The sequence below is a fragment of the Streptomyces sp. NL15-2K genome (assembly GCF_030551255.1).
Classification (GTDB): Bacteria; Actinomycetota; Actinomycetes; order Streptomycetales; family Streptomycetaceae; genus Streptomyces.
This window is the reverse complement of the sequence record NZ_CP130630.1, coordinates 10246655-10265776: the sequence shown is the minus strand read 5'-3', so window position 1 is coordinate 10265776 and position 19122 is coordinate 10246655. Positions and strand designations below refer to the sequence as shown.

The window sequence follows — 19122 nt, the reverse complement described above, 5'->3', positions numbered from 1 at the left end:
CTGGTTGGGCCGTCGCGGCGCGGATGGGGCCTTGGCGTGTCTGGAGCCCCAGCGGCGCAGGTCAGGCCCTGACGCTGCCGTTGAGCGCGGTCAGCGAGGTTTCGGCAAGGCCCAGCTCGCCTGCCTTGTCCAGAAGCTGCTGGAACGGTTCGGCGTTCGCGCCGCCGTTCTTCATGAGCTTCATCAGCAGGGCGGAGACGGTCAGGTTCTGCACGTCGGCCGTCGAGACCGAGCCGAGGACGTGGCTGAGGTCGTCGGTGAAGCTGGAGGTGCCGTCCAGCCAGGGCTTCGCGAGTGCCTGTGCCGTCTCGGAGTGCTGGACGAAGCCGTCGACGCTCTTGCCGAGCGCGATCGAGGACACCAGCCGGTCGAAGAAGACCGAGTCTCCGCCGACGATGTTGATGTCGGCGTTCTCCAGCCCGGTGGCGAGCACCGTGGCCTGTGCCTCGGCGACCTGCCGCTGTACGTCCAGCCCGGCGAGACGGATGTCCTTCTCCGCCTCCAGGCGCAGCCGGTACTCCTCGTGGCCGCGGGAGGCGTCGTCCAGGGCGGCCATCGCGGCCGCCTTCTCGGTGAGACCGGCGGCCTCGGCCTTCAGCTTCCCGCTGATGCCCTCGGCCTCGGCCAGCGCCTTGGCCCGCGCACCGTCGGCTTCGGCACGCAGCCGGGCCTGGGTCGCCTCCGCCTCCGCGCGGCCGGCCTTCTCGATGACCTCGGCCTCCTTGTCGCGGACCTGGACGGCCGCGAGGCCCTCGGCGGCGGACTCGGCCTGGACGCCCTCGGCGAGGCGCAGCTTGGCCTGTGCGTCGAGGTCGGCGCGCTTCAACCGGGCCTCGGCCAGGGTGAGTTCCTCGGCGGCACGGTGGACGGCTGCCTGCTCGGCGGCCTCGGCGGCCTTGATGTCCTTGACCAGCTTCTCCTGCGCCTCCGCCTCGGCAGCGATGATCACGGCCTGCCGGCCGCGCTCGGCTTCCTCCACGGCCCGCAGCTTCTTGATGGCCTCCTCCTGCTCGGCGACCGTACGGTCCACCGCGATCCGCTCACGGATGACCTCGGCGATCTCCCGCTTCTCCGCCTCGACCTCCTTCGAAGCCGCGATCTTCGTCAGCTCGGTCTCCCGCTCCCGTGCGATGACTTCGAGGAGGCGGTCCTTCTCGATGCGCTCGCTCTCGATGGCGATGACCCGCTCACGGTTCTTCGCGGCGACGGCGACCTCGCGGGTCTGGTTCTCGCGCTGGACACCGAGCTGCTCCTCGGTCTTGAGGAACGCGCCCTGGGCACGCAGCCGCTCCTCCTCCATGACCCGTGCCGTCTCGGCCTCTTCGCGGGCCCGTACGGTGTCGATCTCCCGCTTCTGCTTGATCTCGGCGTCGGCCTGCCGGCGCTCCAGCTCCAGGATCGCTTCACGCGCGTCGACGTTCTGCCGGGTGATCTCCTTCTCCTCGGTGCGCTGGGCCTCGTTGGTGCGCACGTGCTCCACGGCCGTCAGCTCGGTGATCTTCCGGATGCCCTGGGCGTCGAGGACGTTGGCCGGGTCGAGCTGGGTGAGCGGCGTCTGCTCCAGATAGTCGATCGCCGCGTCCTCCAGGTGGTAACCGTTGAGGTCGACGCCGATGACCTCGATGATCCGGTACCGCAGCTCCTCACGCTTGGTGTACAGGTCGGTGAAGTCCAGCTGCTTGCCGACGGTCTTCAGCGCTTCGGAGAACTTCGCGTGGAACAGCTCCTGCAGCGTGTCCCGGTCGCTCGCCCGCGCGGTACCGACGGCCTGGGCGACCTTGATGACGTCCTCGACGGTCTTGTTGACCTTCACGAAGAACGAGATCCGGATGTCCGCGCGGATGTTGTCCCGGCAGATCAGGCCCTCCTTGCCGGCCCGCATGATCTCGATGGTCTTCACCGAGATGTCCATGACCTCGGCCTTGTGCAGCACCGGCAGCACGACCTGCCCGGTGAAGGTCACATCAACCCTGCGCATCTTGGAGACGATCAGCGCCTTGCCCTGCTCCACCTTGCGGAACAACCGGGCGACGACGAGTACGACGAGCAGGCAGACGGCGACGAGCACGCCGATGCCCACGATCATGGCAACCATGGCATACGTCCTTCAGGCATAAGGGAGTTGAGCGTGAGGAAGAGAGGCCGGAGGTGAGATCCGGCGCCGGCGCGGCTCAGGCGGCGCGGTCCCGCGAGGGGAGCGTGGCGTAGGGCGACACGGCCCCGTGGGGATCCGGGCGATCCGATGGCTCAGCGGCGCCCGTGCGAGCCTCGCTCGGCGCGGACGGCCCGGGTTCATCCGGGAAGAGGCTGTGCAGCGGTCGTACGATCAGGCAGGTCGTGGCCCAGGCGACGAACAGCGCCCCCACGGGTACGACGAGGCGCAGCAGCCCGGCGACGGGTCCCGGGGGCGCGAACACGGCGAGTAGAAGCACCGCTCCGACGCTCAGGAACCAGGCGAGCACCGTCAGCAGCGAGAAGGCGACCGTCACGGGTACCCCACCCATGCGCCATGCCCACAGGTCCACGTCCGTGTCGAAGCTGTCGATGTCCGCGACACCCACGGCGACCAGGAGCCAGAAAGAGACGACCACGACGAGGGCAGTGGTCAGCAGGATCGTGGGCAGGCCCGTGGCCACTGCCAGCAATGTCCGCATTTTCCTGATCCCCCTCTCCTCCCGCAGCGCCATCAGTCGTATTCGGCGCACAGTCCCTGCGTGCCTCAGTGAGGAACCTGGCTGCCGGTATCGGGCACTGGAACCGTCGACCGTGGCCCCACGAGCCATGCTGCACCAACGGATCCCGGCAGCGCATTGCCGGTTCCCGGCAGTGTTCATGAGGGTCTGCATGCCGGTGGCCGCCACCAAACCGTCTCCGGTGCGTCGAGACTCCGAGAGCGATGAGACGGACCGGAGATCCTCGAGCAGTACGTCGACGGCTACAACCGCACCCTGACGGACGTCTCACCCACCGGTCGGCGTCTGACCCGCGACGAGATCGCCTCCCGGCTGACCCTGCGCGCACAGGCCGCGGAAGCAGGCCACGGACTGCGTGCCCTGGTCAGCCCGAGCGGGTCCGGCCAGAGACACCCCGCTCGAACGACAGCGCGCTCGCCGCCGTGCAGCAGGTCCTCGACGCCATGGTCATGCGCTCGAAGGCTTCCGGTGTGCGAGTCGCGCCGCCAGACAAGCCGCCAGCCGTCAGCGAGGCGGGCGAGACGGGAGGGCATCGGGGGTGGCGCCCTCGGCCTTGGCTGCGTCGGCGAGGGCCGCGGCGGCGGCCTCTTCCGCCTGGGCCTTGTCGCTGGCGGCCTGGGCCACCATGTCGTCCGGGGGCTTTTCGCGGGTGGCGGGCGACTGGGGCAGGACCTCGGTGAAGGCGCGGGAGACGCCCTGGAGTGCGGAGGTGATCTCGCTGGGGATGACCCAGAAGTTGTTGCCCGAGCCTTGCGCGAGTTGGGGCAGCGTCTGGAGGTACTGGTAGGCGAGGAGCTTGGGGTCGGGATCGTTGCGGTGTACGGCCTGGAACACCTCGTCGATGGCCCGGGACTGGCCCTCGGCCTGGAGGATCGCGGCGGTACGGTTGCCTTCCGCGCGCAGGACGGCGGCCTGCTTGTCGCCTTCGGCGGTGAGGATCTGCGACTGGCGCTGCCCCTCGGCCCCGAGAATCGCGGCCCGCTTGTCCCGCTCGGCCCGCATCTGCTTCTGCATCGCGTCCTTGATGGACTGCGGAGGGTCGATGGCCTTGATCTCCACCCGGTTGACCCTCAGCCCCCACTTCCCGGTGGCCTCGTCCAGCACGCCACGGAGTTGGCTGTTGATGGTGTCCCGTGAGGTGAGGGTCTTTTCCAGGTCCATGGATCCGACGACGTTGCGCAGGGTGGTGACGGTGAGCTGTTCGACCGCCTGGAGGAAATTCGCGATCTCGTAGAAAGCCGCTCGCGGGTCGGTGACCTGGAAATACAGAACGGTGTCGATCTCGACGACCAGATTGTCCTCGGTGATGACCGGCTGCGGCTTGAAGGAAACGACCTGTTCCCTTAGATCTATCACCGGGTGGACACGGTCGATGTAGGGGATGACGAGACTGAGGCCGGGATTCAGGGTCCGGTGGTAGCGGCCGAGCCGCTCGACATTACGGGCGCGTGCCTGGGGAACGATACGGACCGCCCGCACCACGGTGAAAACCGCGATGAGCGCGACGATCAGGCCGGCAATCAAGAACGCCGAGGTTTCCATGGTTTCAGTCCCGGGGGTAGACGATCGCGGTGGCGCCGTTGATCTCCATGACGTCGACGGTCTTTCCTGGAGGAATCACCAGCGTCTCGTCGTACGCGCGGGCCGTCCATTCCTCGCCGTCGATGCGGACCCTGCCGCCCCGGCCCGTCACCTCCGACACCACATAGGCAGCCCTGCCGATCAGTGCGTCTATGCCGAATCGCTCCGTCTGGGGCCCGCGTACGTGGCGCAGTGCAATGGGGCGCACGAACACCACGGTGACTGTGGCGACGACGGTGAACACCAGGAACTGGAAGGGCAGCGGCAGCCCTACCGCGGCGGACCCCGCCGTGACCAACGCCGCCGCACTCAGCATTCCGAGTGCAGCGGTAAGAGTGAAGATCTCCGCCACAGCCAACACGGCTGCGATGATCAACCAGATCAGCCATGGATCCATTGCGTGCCTCTTCTGACCGGTGCGGGCGCGAAGGGCCTGACTCCCACCATTGGACCCCGACACGAGACGGCCGCGATACCCCTGGAAAAGGAAACCCTGCCGAACGATCGGAGGTGTACTGGTGCAATCCGCGCCCCGAACAAGCCACTTCAGGTCTTTGCGGCAATTTTACCCACAGGGGAAGATCCGCGAACTCCTCAGCGCGAGAGCCGGTGCGAGCAGAGCGCGCACTCCTCCAGGGTGAAAGCCGAGCGGCTTGATGCGGCGGATAACCATCAGACGGGCGACGCCGGCCTCGGTGTAGCGGCGTATCCGCCTTGCAAGCGGACGGAGGGGCGGACAAGGCCGGTCTCCTCGTGGTGCCGGATGGTGCGCGGAACCCGTCCGCCCCTCTGTCACACTCTCCGCGCTTCGGGGGAACCTCACCGCGTCCCTTGGCTGCCGATGCACAGCCGGCAAAGGAAGAGGACAATCAGGGCATGAGGCGTCGACTCTCCGACGTGAGCCGTCCCGCCCGGCTGGCCTCGTCCGGCGAGGGCCTTGGACAGGACGAGTTGGCACTGGCCGCCCGCAATCACGGCCTGCCGCTGGAGGCCATGCGCCACGAAGTCACCCCGCCCGGCCTGCACTACGTGCTCACGCACTACGACATCCCCCACGTGCCGGACGAAGCCTCCTGGCGGCTGACAGTGAGCGGTCGCGTACGGCACACGCTCAGCCTCTCCCCCGCCCAGCTGCGCGCCTACCCCGCGGTCACTACGCGCGTGACGATGGAGTGCGCGGGCAACGGCAGGGCTTTGCTGTCGCCGCGGCCGGTGAGCCAGCCGTGGCTGGTCGAAGCGGTCGGCACGGCGGACTGGACGGGAGTGCCCCTGCGTCTGCTCCTCGACGAGGCCGGCATCGAGTCCGACGCGGTCGACGTCGTGTTCACCGGGGCGGACCACGGCGTGGAGCGCGGTGTCGAGCAGGACTACCAGCGCGGCCTTCCCCTCGCCGTCACCACGGGCGCCGAGCCCGAGATCCTGGTGGCCTACGCGATGAACGGAGCACCTCTGCCGCCCCAGCACGGCAGCCCCCTGCGCCTTGTGGTGCCCGGCTGGTACGGGATGGCCCAGGTGAAGTGGCTGCGGGACATCACGGTCGCCGACACACCGTTCACAGGCTTCCAGCAATCCGTGGCCTACCGGATCAGACAGGTACCCGAGGAGGCGGGCGAGCCTGTCACCCGCATCGCTCCGAGGGCGCTGCTGATCCCGCCGGGCTTTCCCGACTTCATGTCCCGGACGCGGGTGGTGGCGCCGGGTCCGGTCCTGCTGGAGGGACGGGCCTGGTCGGGACGCGCCCCCGTGACATCGGTGGAGGTGAGCACGGACGGCGGCCTGACGTGGCACAGGGCCCGACTCGAACCGGATCAGGGACACCGATGGGCGTGGCGCCGGTGGTCATCCCTGTGGTGCGCCGTCCCCGGCGACCATGTCCTGAGCGCCCGTGCCCAGGATGAGGCGGGGAACACCCAGCCGCTGGAACAGCCCTGGAACCTGGGCGGTTTCGCCAGCAACCTCGTCCAGCGGGTTCCGGTTTTCTGCCCCGGCCCCGCTGATACGGCATGACCGCACGGCCCGGCTATGCCGCTCCCAGCGCTTCAAGGGCCCCGGTCACGGTCCGTGTCAGCTCCCGGGCATCTGCGCCCGCACGGGAGCGCAGATTCACGCCGTAGGCGAGCAGGGCCAGGAGATCGGCCACGGCCCCGGCATCGGTAGCGGGTTTGAGCTGCCCCTTGACCTCGGCCGCGAGGAGTGCCGTGCGCAGCGCCTCCCGCAGCTGCTGGTGGTGTCGGTCGAGGGCGGCCCGGACCTCGGGGTCACTGTTCTCGCCCCCGGCGTGCGCGTTGGAGACCATGCAGCCCCAGCGGGCGTACGCGCCGGAGCAGCGGGCCTCGATCAGCGAGGCGAAGAAGTCGTGGACAGCGGGCAGGCCGCGGCCGTCTCCGGCCAGGCGGCTGAACGCCGCCTGGGAGCGCTGGTCGACGTACCGGCGCAGTGCGGCGCGATACAGCTCCTGTTTGCCGCCGAAGGTGGCGTAGAGGCTGGAGCGGTTCAGGCCGGTCGCCGTCACGATGTCCTGGATCCCGGTCGCGGCCACGCCCTGGCGCCAGAACAGACGCATCACCGTGTCCAGGGCCGTGTCCGGATCGAAGTGTTTGACGTCCGGCATGTCGCAGTCCTCAGCATCTTGAAATGAGGGTTCCAAGATACCTGGCCGCCCGCTATCTTGAAACGGTCGTTCCGAGATGACGGCGCGACGCACGGACGGCCGACGACCCAGGAGGAACCTTCCGATGACCCTCAACGCCGAGCTGCACGCCTTCTACACAGCCCGCCAGCAGCAGTTCCCCGCCGAGACACGGCAGATCATGCGGCGGGCCGGCCAGGAGCTCGCCGACTCCGGTCACGCCGACCGCGCGCTGACCGTCGGCGCGCGGGCCCCCCGCTTCCGCCTTCCCTCCGCGACCGGCGAGCCCGTGAGCCTGGCCGGTCTGCTCGCGGCCGGCCCCGTCGTCCTGACGTTCTACCGTGGCACCTGGTGCCCGTACTGCAACATCGCCCTGCGCGCCCTCCAGCAGCACCACGACGAGATCAGCGCACGAGGCGCCCGCCTCGCTGCCGTCTCCCCGCAGATACCCGACGAGTCCCTCTCCCTGGCCGACAGGCACCAGCTCGCCTTCAGCGTCCTCAGCGACGTCGGCTCCGACACCGCCAAGCAGTACGGCCTAGCCTTCGACCTCCCTGACGACCTCGCAGCCGTCTACGACCGGCTCGGATTCGACCTCCAGCGCGTCAACGGCGGCTACGCCCGCACCCTGCCGCTGCCCGCCACCTATGTCATCGACCGGGAGGGCGTCATCCGCTGGGCCTTCGTCGACGCGGACTACACCAGGCGCGCCGAACCCACCGATGTCCTGGCCGCCCTCGATGCCCTGGGCTGAGTCCCGGTCCGGGCGGGCACACCCGGACAGTGCGTCTCACCTGTCCCGGCCCGGCCATGACTGCACCGCTGTCAGACTCGGGCGAGCTCGGCGGCGCCGAATGACACGTCGAATCGGTCGCACCAGATGCTCACGCTGCTGTAGCTGGACGGATTCACGTCAGAGGGCAGGGCGTAGTTCTGGCTGCCCTTGTTGCCCTTCAGTTTGCCGAGGCTGACGTACTTCCCGTCGTCGAAGACATGCCACCCGGCCTGCCCCTGCTTCACCGGCGCGTCGGTCAGCCAGACACGCAGGTCAGGCCCGTTGCTGGTGTCGAGGTTCTCCAGCCGGACGACATGGGAGCCGTCTGCCAGCCGTACGAGCTTCACCGTGCCCGAGGTCGCGTGCTCGTGGCTGATCAGCTCACCACTGGCCAGCGTCTGCGGACCAGTGGCCGGGGAGGGCTGCGCGGATGGCTCGTCCGAGGGCACTGCGACGGAAGGAACGGAACTCTCCACGACCCCGGGCAGGGCCTCTTGGACGGTCTCGTCCTGCCACAGCTTCCACGGCTGGAACCAGTACAGCCCGAAGCCGCCTCCGACGACCGCCACCACCAACACCGCGATGACCAACGGCCCGGTCAATGCCTTTCGCACGCGCCCCATCCCCCCTCGCCTTCTGTACTTTCCCGTTGCTCTCCTATCTAACGGAGTCTGGCGGCCGTCCCACACCGCCCAGCTGATGACGGAATCCTTACATCGCACAGTCGGCGACGGAAATCGAGAGCACCGGGCTCCCATACCTGCTCAGCGGTGCTCGGGGTTGTCCGCCCCCGGCCGGCAACCGGCGTCCCACTCCGTGCGCTGATTGCCGTGAGCCGGAATCCCTCCGGCCCGTTTGAGCAGGGCCCCCAGGTGCATCAGGTTCCAGGTCATGAAGGCGGTGTTGCGGTTGGTGAAGTCGTTCTCCGGGCCGCCCGAGCCGGGGTCCCGGTAGGAGGGGCCGGGACCCGCGGCGCCGATCCAGCCGGCGTCTGCCTGCGGCGGGACAGTGTAGCCGAGGTGCTGAAGGCTGTAGAGGACGTTCATGGCGCAGTGCTTGACGCCGTCCTCGTTGCCGGTGATCAGACATCCTCCGACACGTCCGTAGTAGGCGTACTGTCCCTGGGGGTTGAGCAGGCTGGAGCAGCTGTACAGGCGCTCGATGACCTGCTTGGTGACGGAGCTGTTGTCGCCCAGCCAGATGGGCCCGGCCAGGACCAGGATGTCCGCGGCCATCACCCGCTCGTACAGCGCCGGCCAGGCATCCGTGGCGAAGCCGTGCTCCGTCATGTCCGGGTACACGCCGGGGGCGATGTCGTGGTCGACGGCACGGATCTCGTCCGTGGTCACCCCCTGCGTGTCCATGATCGCCCGGCTCTTGTCGATAAGCCCTTGTGTGTGGCTAAGCTGGGGGGACGGCTTGAGCGTGCAGTTGATGAAGAGCGCGCGCAGGTCGTCGAAGCGGTAACCGTCCTCAGTGGACGGGGCCGGCGGTACTGCCATGGCGGACTCCGGGGAGGCGAGCGGACAGGGGCGAGGGGCGGTGCCGGCGGCAGCCTCTCGCGGAAATCGCGCGCTGTCCCGTTACGACGCACCGGCACACGGTGGGTTCCAGGAGTGCTCGACCGCTCGTCGTGCGCCGGCCTCCCGCCTCCACCGCCGTACTGCTCACCGCCATGGCCGAGCAGGGCGTACGGCGGCTCGTGCTGGCCGGATCGATGGTGGTCTACGGAGAGGGCCGGTACACCTGCGTGCGGCACGGGGTGGTGCGGCCGGGGCCGCGGGCCGTCGCCGATCTGGAGGCCGGGCACTTCGAGCCGCGCTGTCCGGTGTGCGGGGAGGCAGTGTCGCCGGGGCTGGTCTGCGAGGACGCGCCGGTGGACCCGCGCAACGTGTACGCCACCACCAAGCTCGCCCAGGAGCACCTGGCCTCCGCCTGGGCGCGGGCCACGGGCGGGACCGCGGTGTCGTTGCGCTACCACAACGTGTACGGGCCCCGGATGCCACGCGACACCCCCTACGCCGGGGTGGCCTCCTTCTTCCGTTCGGCGCTCGCCCGGGGGCAGGCCCCACGCGTGTTCGAGGACGGCCGGCAGCGGCGGGACTTCGTGCACGTACGGGACGTCGCGGCCGCCAACGCGGCGGCGCTGGAGGCGGATGCGGCGGTCGGCGTGCTCACCGCGTACAACACGGGCAGCGGCGAGCCGCACACGGTTGGGGAGATGGCACGGGCGCTGGCCGCCGCGTACGGCGGGCCCGAGCCCGTGGTGACCGGGCAGTACCGCCTCGGGGACGTCCGGCACATCACGGCGGACTCGTCGCGGCTGCGCTCGGAGCTGGGCTGGAAGCCGGAGGTCGGCTTCGGTGAGGGGATGCGTGAGTTCGCGCGGGCTCGGCTGCGGGGGGAGTGAGTCTCGGTCGCCCCTCGTTCATGATTCTTCGGCGGGCCGTCGCTCACGCCTTGGCCGCGGGCAGCGTCACCTCGAAGCGGCAGCCGCCGGGGACGTTGCGTACGGCGGCGCGGCCCTGGTGGGCCTCCACGATCCCGCGGACGATGGCGAGCCCGAGTCCCGCACCCGCCGGCGGCGTACGCGCGTGGGTGCCGCGCCAGCCCGTGTCGAAGACCCGGGGCAGGTCCTCCTCGGGGATGCCGCCGCAGCCGTCCGTCACCGACAGCACCACGCCCTCGGGTGAGCGCTCGGAGGCGATGGCGACCGTGCCGTCGGATGGTGTCCGGCGGATGGCGTTGACCAGGAGGTTGCCCAGCACTCGGCTCATCTCCTTGCCGTCCACCTCCACGGGGACGGGCTCGATGCGCTCGCCCACCAGCCTCACCCCGTGCTCGCGGGCGAGCGGGTCGGCTCCCGCGAGGGCGTCGCCGACCAGGTCGTACAGCGAGATCTCCGGGCGGACCCGGCTGCCTCCGGTTCGTACGGCTGATGCTCCATACGGCCAGCCTCGCACCACGCGCCCTCCCCCGTCGCTCTCCAACTGGCCGCAGGCGCTGACGTCCGTGTTTCGTAAGGAGCTTCAGTCCGAAATGCGCTGTTCGCGTTCGTAGGGTGAAAGCCGTGATGACCTCTTCCGCACCCGAGGACGTCGATGTCGTCCTCCCCTGTCTGAACGAGGCCGAAGCCCTGCCCTGGGTACTCGACCGCATCCCTCCCGGCTGGCGCGCCCTCGTCGTGGACAACGGCTCCACCGACGGCTCGGCCACTGGCAGCAGTGGCCTGCTGGACAGGCCGCGGCAGTCGAGGAATTCCTGCACGCCTGGGGGGCCTACACGCTCACCGATCCGGATCCCGCCGTACCCGCGTACGAGGTCCTCATACTGAGCGCCGAGGCATCTGGCGCGCTGAGCCCGTGGCTCCACACCTGGGAAGCACTGCCCGGACCCGCGGCCGACCAGCACCTGGCCGAAGCGGCGACACAGTGGGAGTATGACCTGCTCGGTGACCAACTGCCCTGGGACGCTTGGGAGAACGGGGAAGAGATGCGCGCCGAGCTGACTGTCTGGCTGGTTCACCATGCTCCAACACGGCTACGTGCCATAGGCGTATCCGAAGAACTGCTTCACCGGATACGGCTGCTCGGGGTCACCGGTCCTGACCGCTGGGAGGACCCGCACTGGCCCGGCCACCGCTACTGATCCGCCGAACGCGCGATGCCCCCGACTGCGCAGAAGCAGGTGCACCGGGGCAGGCCGCATCACAAGATCCCCGACAGAGCCGAATTACGTGACCGCTGACATCCTGAGCCCCGCTGAGCGTCTGCCCCTGTGGCCAGGAAGTTCCTTTCTCCCTTCGAGGGCTCCGCCGTCCAGTGCCGTAACTTCGATTTCCCTACGTCCGCGACGCTAGAGCCCGGGCCCAGGGGGTCTGATGAACCATGGAGGGGAGGAGACACAGACATGACGGACGATGAACAGCGCCGGGACAACCTGGCCCAGGAGGTCATCACCGCGTGCCTTACGCGGGAGCTGGATGCGGCGAACGAGCAGGCAATGGATGCGGTCGGGTCGGAGGACGCCGAGAACCGGAGAGCTGCGGCGCGGCAGGCCAAGGAGCGGCTGGAGCTCTGGCGGACCCGGCGCAGCCTGGACAACGAGACGGCGCAGGCCGTGGCCCAGGCCGTCCTCGAGGAAGTAGAGGACGCCGAGAAGCTGGTGATCTATGTTGGGGCGCTGCTGAAAGACGTGGAGCGCCACCAAGATGCCCGGCAAAGGGCTGCCGTGACCCGGCAGTGGCTCCGCGACCATGGGTACGACATCCCGGACTACGAGAGGGAGCCGGGCCTGTAACCGCCCGCTGTTCGACCAGCTCGCCGAGACGAAGGTGCTGGGCCGACTCGGTGATACCGAGTGGCTGGGTGCGGCGGTTGCCAAGCCGTCGTCGGGCACCTCGTGGTACGCCCCCAACAGCAACCGTCTGGTGACGGAGACCAACGCGGCGTTCTCCAACGAGGAACGGGTGCGCTGCCGCAGCCTGCTACGCCTCGCCCAGGGCCGCAGGACCGTCCTCGACCCCGAACCGCTGCGGGGCAAGGCCGGATAAAAACCTCCGCCCGGCCAGGCCCCAGCGGTCAGCTGATGTCGAACAGGGGACCAGTAATGGTCAGCCCCAGGTCGCCCCGACACACGAGAAGAACGCCAGCAGCGTTCCGGCGAGTCTCCGCCAACCTGGTTCTCGCACCCACACAGGCCCGGGCCTTTACAAATGGCGTCGCGCGGGGTGTCGGTTGTTGGTGGGACTGAGCCTGACCTGCGCTCGCGGGCGCAGGGGGCGGGAGCGTGGTGTGACTGGTTCCTCCTCTTGCGGTGGTTGAGCAAGCAAATGCGTGGCACGCGCATCTGCATTCATCTCAGGCAGGAGGACCATGACCGACACACTCGACTCCCAGCAGTACGGTCGGGCACGTACGCCCCCGGCATCGACCACTACGCCTCCCCCGAGCGGCGCGACGCCGTGAAAGTCCTGTGGGAGGAGCCGGTCACCTTCTCGATACTGCAGGGCGCCGTATCCCAGGTACCCCGGAGCACGCGATTAAGCGTGATGGACATCGGATGCGGCGCCGGCGAGGGCCTGCATCTCCTGCGCGCCCTGGGCGCCACCCGGAGCCTGCCGGACCTGCCGGACCTGCCGCGCATCACCTACCGCGGACTCGACCTCGACGAGGGACTGCTCAAACTGGCGGCACGCACCCACCACGACGAGGACGACGCCCAGTTCTGGCACGGTGACATCCGCACCGACTTACCCGAGGACGCCTTCGACATCTACCTGTCGTGCGGCGTCCCCTACTCCCATCTGACGGCGGACGAGCTCCAGGCGACCTTGACGCGCCTGTTCGCCTCGGTCCCCGCTCGTGCGCGCCCAGGCGCCGGCGGTCGCCAAGTGGCACCTCGACGGGATGAACTACGTCTTCACCATGCCCCTGTCCGACCACGCCGACCACAGTGGCGGGGACTACATCTACTTCCAGGGCCACCCACGGGAGTTCGACACCGACCGCGAAGAGATCACCACCCGCGGCCCGGACCACCCGCGTGTGAAGACCGCCCCGTTCCAGCACGTCGGGGACACCATGTTCACCCGCGGCAGCCGCGTCTACCACGCGGTCACCCCGGTCACCCGCGGCGACCGCATCACCCTCGCCGTCTCCCTGTTCTGCCCGCTGCTCGGCAAGCAGGACGAAAACCGGTTCTGGCACAGCGCGCCGGACGACGGACTGCTCCGCACCCTGCGCAACTGGGGCGAACTCCGCCGTGCCGTGCACCGGCCCGCCGCCTACTGCCGCCGCGAAGGGATCCCCATCCTGCCGCTGAAGAAGCACACCCGGCCGTAGCACCAACCAGCAGCAGCCTCAGTGGTTCTCGGTGGCCAGCCAGCCCGCCAAGCCCAGCATGGCCACCCCCGTCAGCGCATCCAGCCACCGCCGGGCGCGCAGGGAGATACCCATGCTCTGCAACCGGCTGCCCAGAGCCGCATAGCCGCAAGCACAGCAGAACTCGATGCGGATGTACGCGGCGCCAAGGACCAGCAGCGGAACCGCGACGTCCTTGGCGCCACGCGGCAGGAACTGCGGCAGAAACACCGCGAACAGAATCAGCGCCTTCGGATTCGTTGCCGCCACCAGGAACTCCTGCCACCCGAGCCGCCACGACGAAAGGCCACCGCGCACCCCCTTGCCGTCCCCCTCATCAGCGGTCTTCTGCATTTCCCCTGCGACCTGCCCGCGTACGGCGGCCAGCACCGTTCGAGCCCCCAGCCACAGCAGGTAGGCCACGCCACACCACTTGATGACGTTGAACGCCACCTCTGACGCCGCGAGCACCGCCCCGAGCCCCGCCGCGACCGCGATCACCATCAGCGCGAACGCCGAGAAACGGCCCAGTGACGCACTGACCGCAGGCGCCAGCCCGTGCCGCAACCCGTTGCGCAGCGTCAGTAACTGATTCGCCCCGGGTGTAGCCGCCAGCAACAACGCCGACGGCACGAACGTCGCCCACTCCACATCAGTGATCACGGCCGTCCGTATACCCCCGGGTAGCGACCACGTGTTCGTGTTTTCGGTCAAGCCGTCCGATACGAGGTTCGCACTGGCTGCCGCTGCGCCACCTCCTCGCCATAAGTTGGCCAGACCCTTGTTCCGGCTCCGCCCCGGTTGAGTCATTCGCTCCCGCCTACGTTCTGGTGCCGACCACGCCGCAGGCGTCCGCGCTACCGGTCTCGGCCACACGGCCGCGATGCCCTCCCGCGCAAACCGGAGCCAGAGTGCAGCGTCTCGATCGCTGTGGGGCGGAGGGTGGTCCCCGCGTCCTGCACAAGGGAGCGACCTTCACCCTGCTCTTGCCGTAGGAGACCAGATGACGTCAGAGGCGCGTGCAGAGCGCTCCCACCGATCAGGCGGCTCCTGAGCACCCAGCAGCCCAGCACTCGAGCACCATCCGCGGGCACGAGGGCGCGCCATCGGCCCGTCATCGGTGCGGCGCCCCTGGTTTCCAGGCTGCGTCCCCCGTCCGGCGCCGGCGAACTGTCGGGAAGCAACAGCTCAATGGACGCGCTCGCCGAACCCACCGCGCCAGCGTCACGGCGCACCCATAGCATCGGCTCTCTCCCAGATCGGCTGTCCGTCCCCTGTCGGCCGGCCTGGATGCCGAGGGCCGTCTTCGGCACAGGAGGAGTGGCTCAGGCTCACTCTCTGACCGCCGCAACCAGCCGATGTCACTCCTGCTGCGGACCGCTACCGGACACTCGGAGTGGTGCAACACCGCATGTCACACCAGGCCGAGTTGCCAACCGAGGTAGCCGCGACGCCGACGGGCCCCGATGACCAGAAGGTCGGCCGCCGATGACCGGCTCACCAGCGCATGGCGTGCGGAACCCTCGACCAGCGCACGGTGCACGATCACGCCGGGGTACTCCTTGGCAACGCCGTCCAATGCCTCGTCCAGCAGAGCCGCGGCGTGGTCCTTCTCGGCATGGGCGGGCTCCCCGGTCAGCAGCGGATGCGGCGCAGTCCTGTGCGCCGGGCGACGCCAGGCCCGTACGGTCTCGACCTCGCACCCGCGCACCGCGCCCTCCCCGAGGGCATGCCGGACCGCTGCCGGGGCTGTGGAAGCTGCCGACGCCGACGACGATGCGGCCGTTGGCGGGTCTTCGTAGTTATGCGGTGCGGAGGTGTCCGCGGGCTCGGCGGGTGGTGACGCAGCGTGCGCGTAGGCGCTGGTTGGTCGGGTTGCGGAAGCCGTAAGCGGAGCGGCCGACGAACTTGACCACGCGGTTGATCCCCTCGCTCTCGGCGTTGCTGATGCCGGTGTTCAGGAAGGCTTCGATCTCGGGCCACCAGCAGCGCCTGGCCGATCGGGCCCTGGTCCATCAGCGGGTTCCACATCCGTTCGAACTCGGCGTCGGTGCGGTCTTCGCGGTTGCGCAGCAGCTTGCGCCGGGCCTTCCACTCCGGGTCGGTGGTCCGGCCACGCCGGCCGCGGACGCTTCGGGTGAGACGGCGGCGCCCCAGATTGAGCGTCTTGTTGGCGAGCTGAACGACATGGAAGTGATCAACTACGACGGTGGCGTGCGGCAGGCCGGTGCGCACGGCGGCCCGGTAGGACGGTGACATGTCGATGGCCACGAACCGGATGGCCTGGCGCCGGGCGAGCGGGGTGCCGGCCAGCCAGGCCAGCACATCACCGGTGGCCCGTCCTTCGATCTGGCCGAGCAGCCCGCCGTGACCTGCGGCGTCGCTGAGGTCGAGATGCTTGGAGCCGATCTGGACGGACTTCCTGCCGTGCAGGCGCAGCGCGGACGTCGAGAGGGGCGAGCTGGTCCTGCGCGGCCTGCTGTACTACGCCCCGTTCGGCGGCTCACTCCACTGCGTGAGGCTCGATACCCGACGTCGCGGGACGGTGGCTTGATCACCGCCAGGGATGGACGCGGGGCTCAGCTCGCCGGTTGGATGTTCGCGTTGAGGCGGAACAGATTGCCCGGGTCGTACTTCGCCTTGACCGCCGACAGCCGTTCATAGTTCCCGCCGTAGCCCTCCCGCAGGAGCTGCTCCCCCTCTTCCAGGAAGCCGGGGAAGTTGAGGTAGACGCCCCCGGTGGAGAAGTGGCGCAGGTCGGCGAAGGTGTCACGGACCCATGCCAGGTTGCGCTCCGAGTCACCCTCGTGGTCCCAGTTGCCCTCGATCCCGAAGAGGTACGGCACGCCGCGGTTGGCGAAGGCGGTCTCCTGTTCGCCCACCCGCGCCATCGCGCCGCCCTGGTACCAGACGTCGATGGTCGAGTCGGGCGAGGGAGCCGCGGCGGCGTGCTCGGTCAGGCGCTCGATCAACTTGTCGCTGAGCTCGGGTGCGTTCACGGACTTCCAGTAGTAGAGCCCGCCGTCCGGGTAGTCCTCGTCCAGGAACTGCTGTGCCTCGGTGTAGGCGGTGTGCTCGCTGAGGTCGCACAGAGGCTCGGTGACCTCCCGCAGCGGCCGCAGCGCGCGCTCTCCCTCTTCGGCCGCGGCCTCACCGGCGCCGGTGGACACCGCGAAGATCGCCACGAAGGGTTCTCCGTGCACCGCCGCCGGGTACGCCTCGACCCTCGGTATCCGGCCGAGGACGGCGAGCGGTGCCGCCTCCTCGGGCACCTCCGCGACGTAGCCCTCACATGCCCTGAGCACCTCCTGGGCGCGCTCCAGCGGGTAGTACACGTGGCAGAGGAAGACCCGGGGCCCCACGGGGTGCATGCGGTAATCGAAGGAGGTCACCACACCGAAGTTTCCGCCGCCCCCGCGGATCGCCCAGAAGAGGTCCTGGTTCTCGCTCTCACTCGCGGTGAGCACCTTCCCGTCGGCGGTGACCACCCTGGCGGATACGAGATTGTCGCAGCTCAACCCGTACTTGCGCCGGAGCCAGCCCATGCCGCCCGACAGGGTGAGCCCGGCGATGCCGGTCGCCGAGACCACCCCCAAGGGTGCGGCGAGCCCGTATCGCTGGGTCGCGCGGTCGAGGTCAGCCAGGGTGCAGCCGCCCTGAGCACGGGCGGTGAGCCCCTCGGGGTCGACGTCGGTGTCCGTCATCTCCGACAGGTCGACGACCAGCCCGCCGTCGCAGACGGCCTGGCCGGCCACACCATGCCCACCTCCACGTACCGCGAGCGGCAACCCGTTGTCACGGGCGAAGTTCACGGAGACGACGACGTCGTCGTTGTCGCGGCACCGGGCCACGAGCGCCGGCCGCCGGTCGATCATGCCGTTCCACAGTGCCCGAGCCGGCTCGTAGTCCGGGTCCGGGGACACGATGACGCGGCCGTGCAGCCCTGAGACGAAACGGTCCAGGAGCAGGCGCGACAGACCCGGTCCGCTCGACGCCGTATCCGCGCCGCGGCTGCTTCTCTCGTTCATGACGGTCACCTCCCGTCTCTCCAGCATCACGCGGGGCGCAGGGGGGCGCCATCCGGGCCCAGGGAGGACACGCGCTGCTCAGGCCGCCGCAGCACAGGCAGCCGTCCGCCGCCTGTGGGACGGTGGGAGTACGGGGGTTGCTGTGGTTTCTCCACGGAAAGGCGTTCCAGGAGGCCGGGCATGGGCGAAATGGTCAAAACCGACGCCGGCGAGATCTGGGTCGAGCGCCGAGGCGAGGGACCCGACATCCTGCTCATCGCAGGGCTCAGCGACCCCGCCGAGGCATGGCAGGCACAGCTCGACGGGCTCTCCGACCGCTACCGCCTGACCGCCTACGACAACCGCGGCACCGGGCGTACCCCGCTGCCCGAAGGGCCCCTGTCGGTGCCCGGGATGGCGCAGGACGCGGCCGCGGTGCTGCGCGCGCTGGACATCCCGGCAGCCCATGTCATGGGCTTCTCGGGCGGCAGCCGCATCGCGCAGGAACTGGCGCTCGACCACCCCCGGCTGGTGCGCAGCCTCGTCCTGATGAGCACCTGGGCCCGCCCCGACGCGTACACCCGCTCGATGATGAGCTTCTGGCACTGGATGGCCGAGCGAGCACCGGACGAGCGCGCCATGCTGGAGGCGTTCCTGCTGTGGATCTACACACCGCGGGCGCACAACGACGGCACGGTCGAGCGGATCATCGAAGAGACGCTCGCCTTCCCCCATCCGCAGTCCGTCGAGGCATTCCAGCGCCAGCTCGCACCGTTCAGGACACACGACAACCTCGACCGCTTGGCCGAGATCACCGCGCCGACCCTGGTACTGGCCGGTGAACTCGACATCGCCATGCCACCACGCCTCGGTCGCGCGGTCGCCGAGAGGATCCCGGGAGCGCGGTTCGAGGTACTGCCCGGCGAGGCCCACCAGCCCTTCCAGGAAGTCCCCGACACCTTCAACGCACGGGTCGACGCCTTCTGGCAGGGAATCCAGACCCGCGGTTGAGCAACGCACCCGCGGCCGGATGCCCGCCCTCTCGGTCGGTCCAGCTGCCGAAAATCGCATCCGTATCGGCCTGGATCCCGCTCGTGCGCTCCAGGGGCGGCACCAGGTCGAGCCGGGGCCGCCTGCAAAGCACGACGACACCATCCCTGTCCCTGCCCGCGAAGCACACGCCGCTCGTGCAGGCCGAGCAGAAAGGGGCTCGCAACCCCGGGTCCACCGCGTCGACCGGCCCACATAGATAGGAGCGTCGGTCCAGGACGTTGTAGGGACCTTCTCGACCCATCCAGCCGCTCGTCCCATGGCTCTCGTGTGCCGTGTTGCCGCAGCTAGGACCTTCCGCCGCACCTGTTATCCACAGGGCCTCGCCGAATCTGTGGATAACGCGCTGGGCCTCATACAGGGCGCCGCCTACCTTTGTCCGCCATGACGACATACGCCGCAGCCGTGGTGTGCTTCATCCTGCTCCCAGCCTTGATCGCAGCCCTCGTGGCTTGCTTGAGTTCGGATGCCGACCAACGGCGCGATGCCTACCGGGTGCTATCGCGGATGTGCAATGCCGCAGAGA

General features: G+C 69.1%; 19 protein-coding genes and 3 pseudogenes. 9 read left to right on the top strand and 13 right to left on the bottom strand.

Annotated elements, in window-relative coordinates; genetic code table 11:
- Positions 1 to 61: 61 nt before the first annotated feature.
- The 5 genes and pseudogenes from Q4V64_RS44735 to Q4V64_RS44715 all read right to left on the bottom strand — a co-directional run.
- Positions 62 to 2095, bottom strand: coding sequence for a flotillin family protein (locus tag Q4V64_RS44735; protein WP_172628986.1), 2034 nt, complete (start codon positions 2093 to 2095; stop codon positions 62 to 64).
- 76 nt (positions 2096 to 2171) lie between these two features.
- Positions 2172 to 2654: a hypothetical protein gene (locus Q4V64_RS44730; protein WP_216377523.1), complete on the bottom strand. Its 483-nt coding sequence runs from the start codon at positions 2652 to 2654 to the stop codon at positions 2172 to 2174.
- A 543-nt stretch (positions 2655 to 3197) separates the two neighbouring features.
- The gene (locus Q4V64_RS44725) at positions 3198 to 4235 is read right to left on the bottom strand and encodes an SPFH domain-containing protein (RefSeq protein WP_124437368.1); all 1038 of its coding nucleotides are present in this window, start codon (positions 4233 to 4235) and stop codon (positions 3198 to 3200) included.
- Positions 4236 to 4239: 4 nt separating this feature from the next.
- Entirely contained in the window at positions 4240 to 4671 is a 432-nt protein-coding gene (locus Q4V64_RS44720) for an NfeD family protein (RefSeq protein WP_124437367.1), read from the bottom strand.
- Between the two features lie 243 nt (positions 4672 to 4914).
- Positions 4915 to 5039 (bottom strand): annotated as a pseudogene (locus Q4V64_RS44715) (MerR family transcriptional regulator); the annotation flags it as partial.
- Between the two features lie 111 nt (positions 5040 to 5150).
- On the opposite strand from Q4V64_RS44715, the gene Q4V64_RS44710 reads away from it, so the two are divergent.
- Positions 5151 to 6281 carry a sulfite oxidase gene (locus Q4V64_RS44710; protein WP_124437366.1) on the top strand — a complete coding sequence of 377 codons (1131 nt, stop codon included), beginning with the start codon at positions 5151 to 5153 and terminating at the stop codon, positions 6279 to 6281.
- 13 nt (positions 6282 to 6294) lie between these two features.
- Here the strand turns inward: Q4V64_RS44710 and Q4V64_RS44705 are convergent, their stop codons facing one another.
- Entirely contained in the window at positions 6295 to 6885 is a 591-nt protein-coding gene (locus Q4V64_RS44705) for a TetR/AcrR family transcriptional regulator (RefSeq protein ID WP_124437365.1), read from the bottom strand.
- Positions 6886 to 7009: 124 nt separating this feature from the next.
- Between Q4V64_RS44705 and Q4V64_RS44700 the strand changes: the two genes are divergently transcribed.
- Complete coding sequence (locus tag Q4V64_RS44700) at positions 7010 to 7657, top strand: peroxiredoxin-like family protein (protein ID WP_124437364.1); 648 nt, start codon at positions 7010 to 7012, stop codon at positions 7655 to 7657.
- Positions 7658 to 7728: 71 nt separating this feature from the next.
- On the opposite strand, the gene Q4V64_RS44695 is transcribed toward Q4V64_RS44700, so the two are convergent.
- Positions 7729 to 8301, bottom strand: coding sequence for a DM13 domain-containing protein (locus Q4V64_RS44695; RefSeq protein WP_124437363.1), 573 nt, complete (start codon positions 8299 to 8301; stop codon positions 7729 to 7731).
- A gap of 141 nt (positions 8302 to 8442) precedes the next feature.
- A complete protein-coding gene (locus tag Q4V64_RS44690; RefSeq protein ID WP_124437362.1) occupies positions 8443 to 9180 on the bottom strand; it encodes a flavodoxin family protein in 738 nt (245 codons plus the stop codon).
- 173 nt (positions 9181 to 9353) lie between these two features.
- Here Q4V64_RS44690 and Q4V64_RS44685 point away from each other — a divergent pair, with 173 nt between their 5' ends.
- Positions 9354 to 10088, top strand: a complete 735-nt coding sequence (locus Q4V64_RS44685) for an NAD-dependent epimerase/dehydratase family protein (protein ID WP_253266713.1) — start codon at positions 9354 to 9356, stop codon at positions 10086 to 10088.
- A 43-nt stretch (positions 10089 to 10131) separates the two neighbouring features.
- On the opposite strand, the pseudogene Q4V64_RS44680 reads toward Q4V64_RS44685, so the two are convergent.
- Positions 10132 to 10578 (bottom strand): annotated as a pseudogene (locus Q4V64_RS44680) (HAMP domain-containing sensor histidine kinase); the annotation flags it as partial.
- 173 nt (positions 10579 to 10751) lie between these two features.
- Here Q4V64_RS44680 and Q4V64_RS55715 point away from each other — a divergent pair.
- The 3 genes and pseudogenes from Q4V64_RS55715 to Q4V64_RS44670 form a co-directional block, all read left to right on the top strand.
- Positions 10752 to 10892 (top strand): annotated as a pseudogene (locus Q4V64_RS55715) (glycosyltransferase); the annotation flags it as partial.
- Between the two features lie 695 nt (positions 10893 to 11587).
- The gene (locus Q4V64_RS44675; protein WP_124437361.1) at positions 11588 to 11977 is read left to right on the top strand and encodes a hypothetical protein; all 390 of its coding nucleotides are present in this window, start codon (positions 11588 to 11590) and stop codon (positions 11975 to 11977) included.
- Positions 11934 to 12230: a hypothetical protein gene (locus tag Q4V64_RS44670; protein WP_124437360.1), complete on the top strand. Its 297-nt coding sequence runs from the start codon at positions 11934 to 11936 to the stop codon at positions 12228 to 12230. The genes Q4V64_RS44675 and Q4V64_RS44670 overlap by 44 nt, the downstream gene beginning before the upstream one ends.
- A gap of 489 nt (positions 12231 to 12719) precedes the next feature.
- Here Q4V64_RS44670 and Q4V64_RS44665 read toward each other — a convergent pair whose 3' ends face one another.
- Positions 12720 to 12911 carry a hypothetical protein gene (locus Q4V64_RS44665; RefSeq protein WP_253266709.1) on the bottom strand — a complete coding sequence of 64 codons (192 nt, stop codon included), beginning with the start codon at positions 12909 to 12911 and terminating at the stop codon, positions 12720 to 12722.
- Between the two features lie 130 nt (positions 12912 to 13041).
- Between Q4V64_RS44665 and Q4V64_RS44660 the strand changes: the two genes are divergently transcribed.
- Positions 13042 to 13521, top strand: coding sequence for a hypothetical protein (locus tag Q4V64_RS44660; protein ID WP_124437359.1), 480 nt, complete (start codon positions 13042 to 13044; stop codon positions 13519 to 13521).
- 18 nt (positions 13522 to 13539) lie between these two features.
- Here Q4V64_RS44660 and Q4V64_RS44655 read toward each other — a convergent pair whose 3' ends face one another.
- Together Q4V64_RS44655 and Q4V64_RS44650 are read right to left on the bottom strand one after the other, a co-directional pair.
- Positions 13540 to 14202, bottom strand: a complete 663-nt coding sequence (locus Q4V64_RS44655; RefSeq protein ID WP_124437358.1) for a LysE family translocator — start codon at positions 14200 to 14202, stop codon at positions 13540 to 13542.
- A gap of 751 nt (positions 14203 to 14953) precedes the next feature.
- Positions 14954 to 15250 (bottom strand): universal stress protein, encoded by a 297-nt coding sequence (locus tag Q4V64_RS44650; protein ID WP_124437357.1) that lies wholly within the window; start codon positions 15248 to 15250, stop codon positions 14954 to 14956.
- A 197-nt stretch (positions 15251 to 15447) separates the two neighbouring features.
- Between Q4V64_RS44650 and Q4V64_RS44645 the strand changes: the two genes are divergently transcribed.
- Positions 15448 to 15795 (top strand): hypothetical protein, encoded by a 348-nt coding sequence (locus tag Q4V64_RS44645; protein ID WP_253266708.1) that lies wholly within the window; start codon positions 15448 to 15450, stop codon positions 15793 to 15795.
- A 323-nt stretch (positions 15796 to 16118) separates the two neighbouring features.
- On the opposite strand, the gene Q4V64_RS44640 is transcribed toward Q4V64_RS44645, so the two are convergent.
- Positions 16119 to 17567, bottom strand: a complete 1449-nt coding sequence (locus Q4V64_RS44640) for an FAD-binding oxidoreductase (RefSeq protein ID WP_253266707.1) — start codon at positions 17565 to 17567, stop codon at positions 16119 to 16121.
- 180 nt (positions 17568 to 17747) lie between these two features.
- Here Q4V64_RS44640 and Q4V64_RS44635 point away from each other — a divergent pair, with 180 nt between their 5' ends.
- A complete protein-coding gene (locus tag Q4V64_RS44635; RefSeq protein ID WP_124437356.1) occupies positions 17748 to 18557 on the top strand; it encodes an alpha/beta fold hydrolase in 810 nt (269 codons plus the stop codon).
- Positions 18558 to 19122 lie beyond the last annotated feature (565 nt).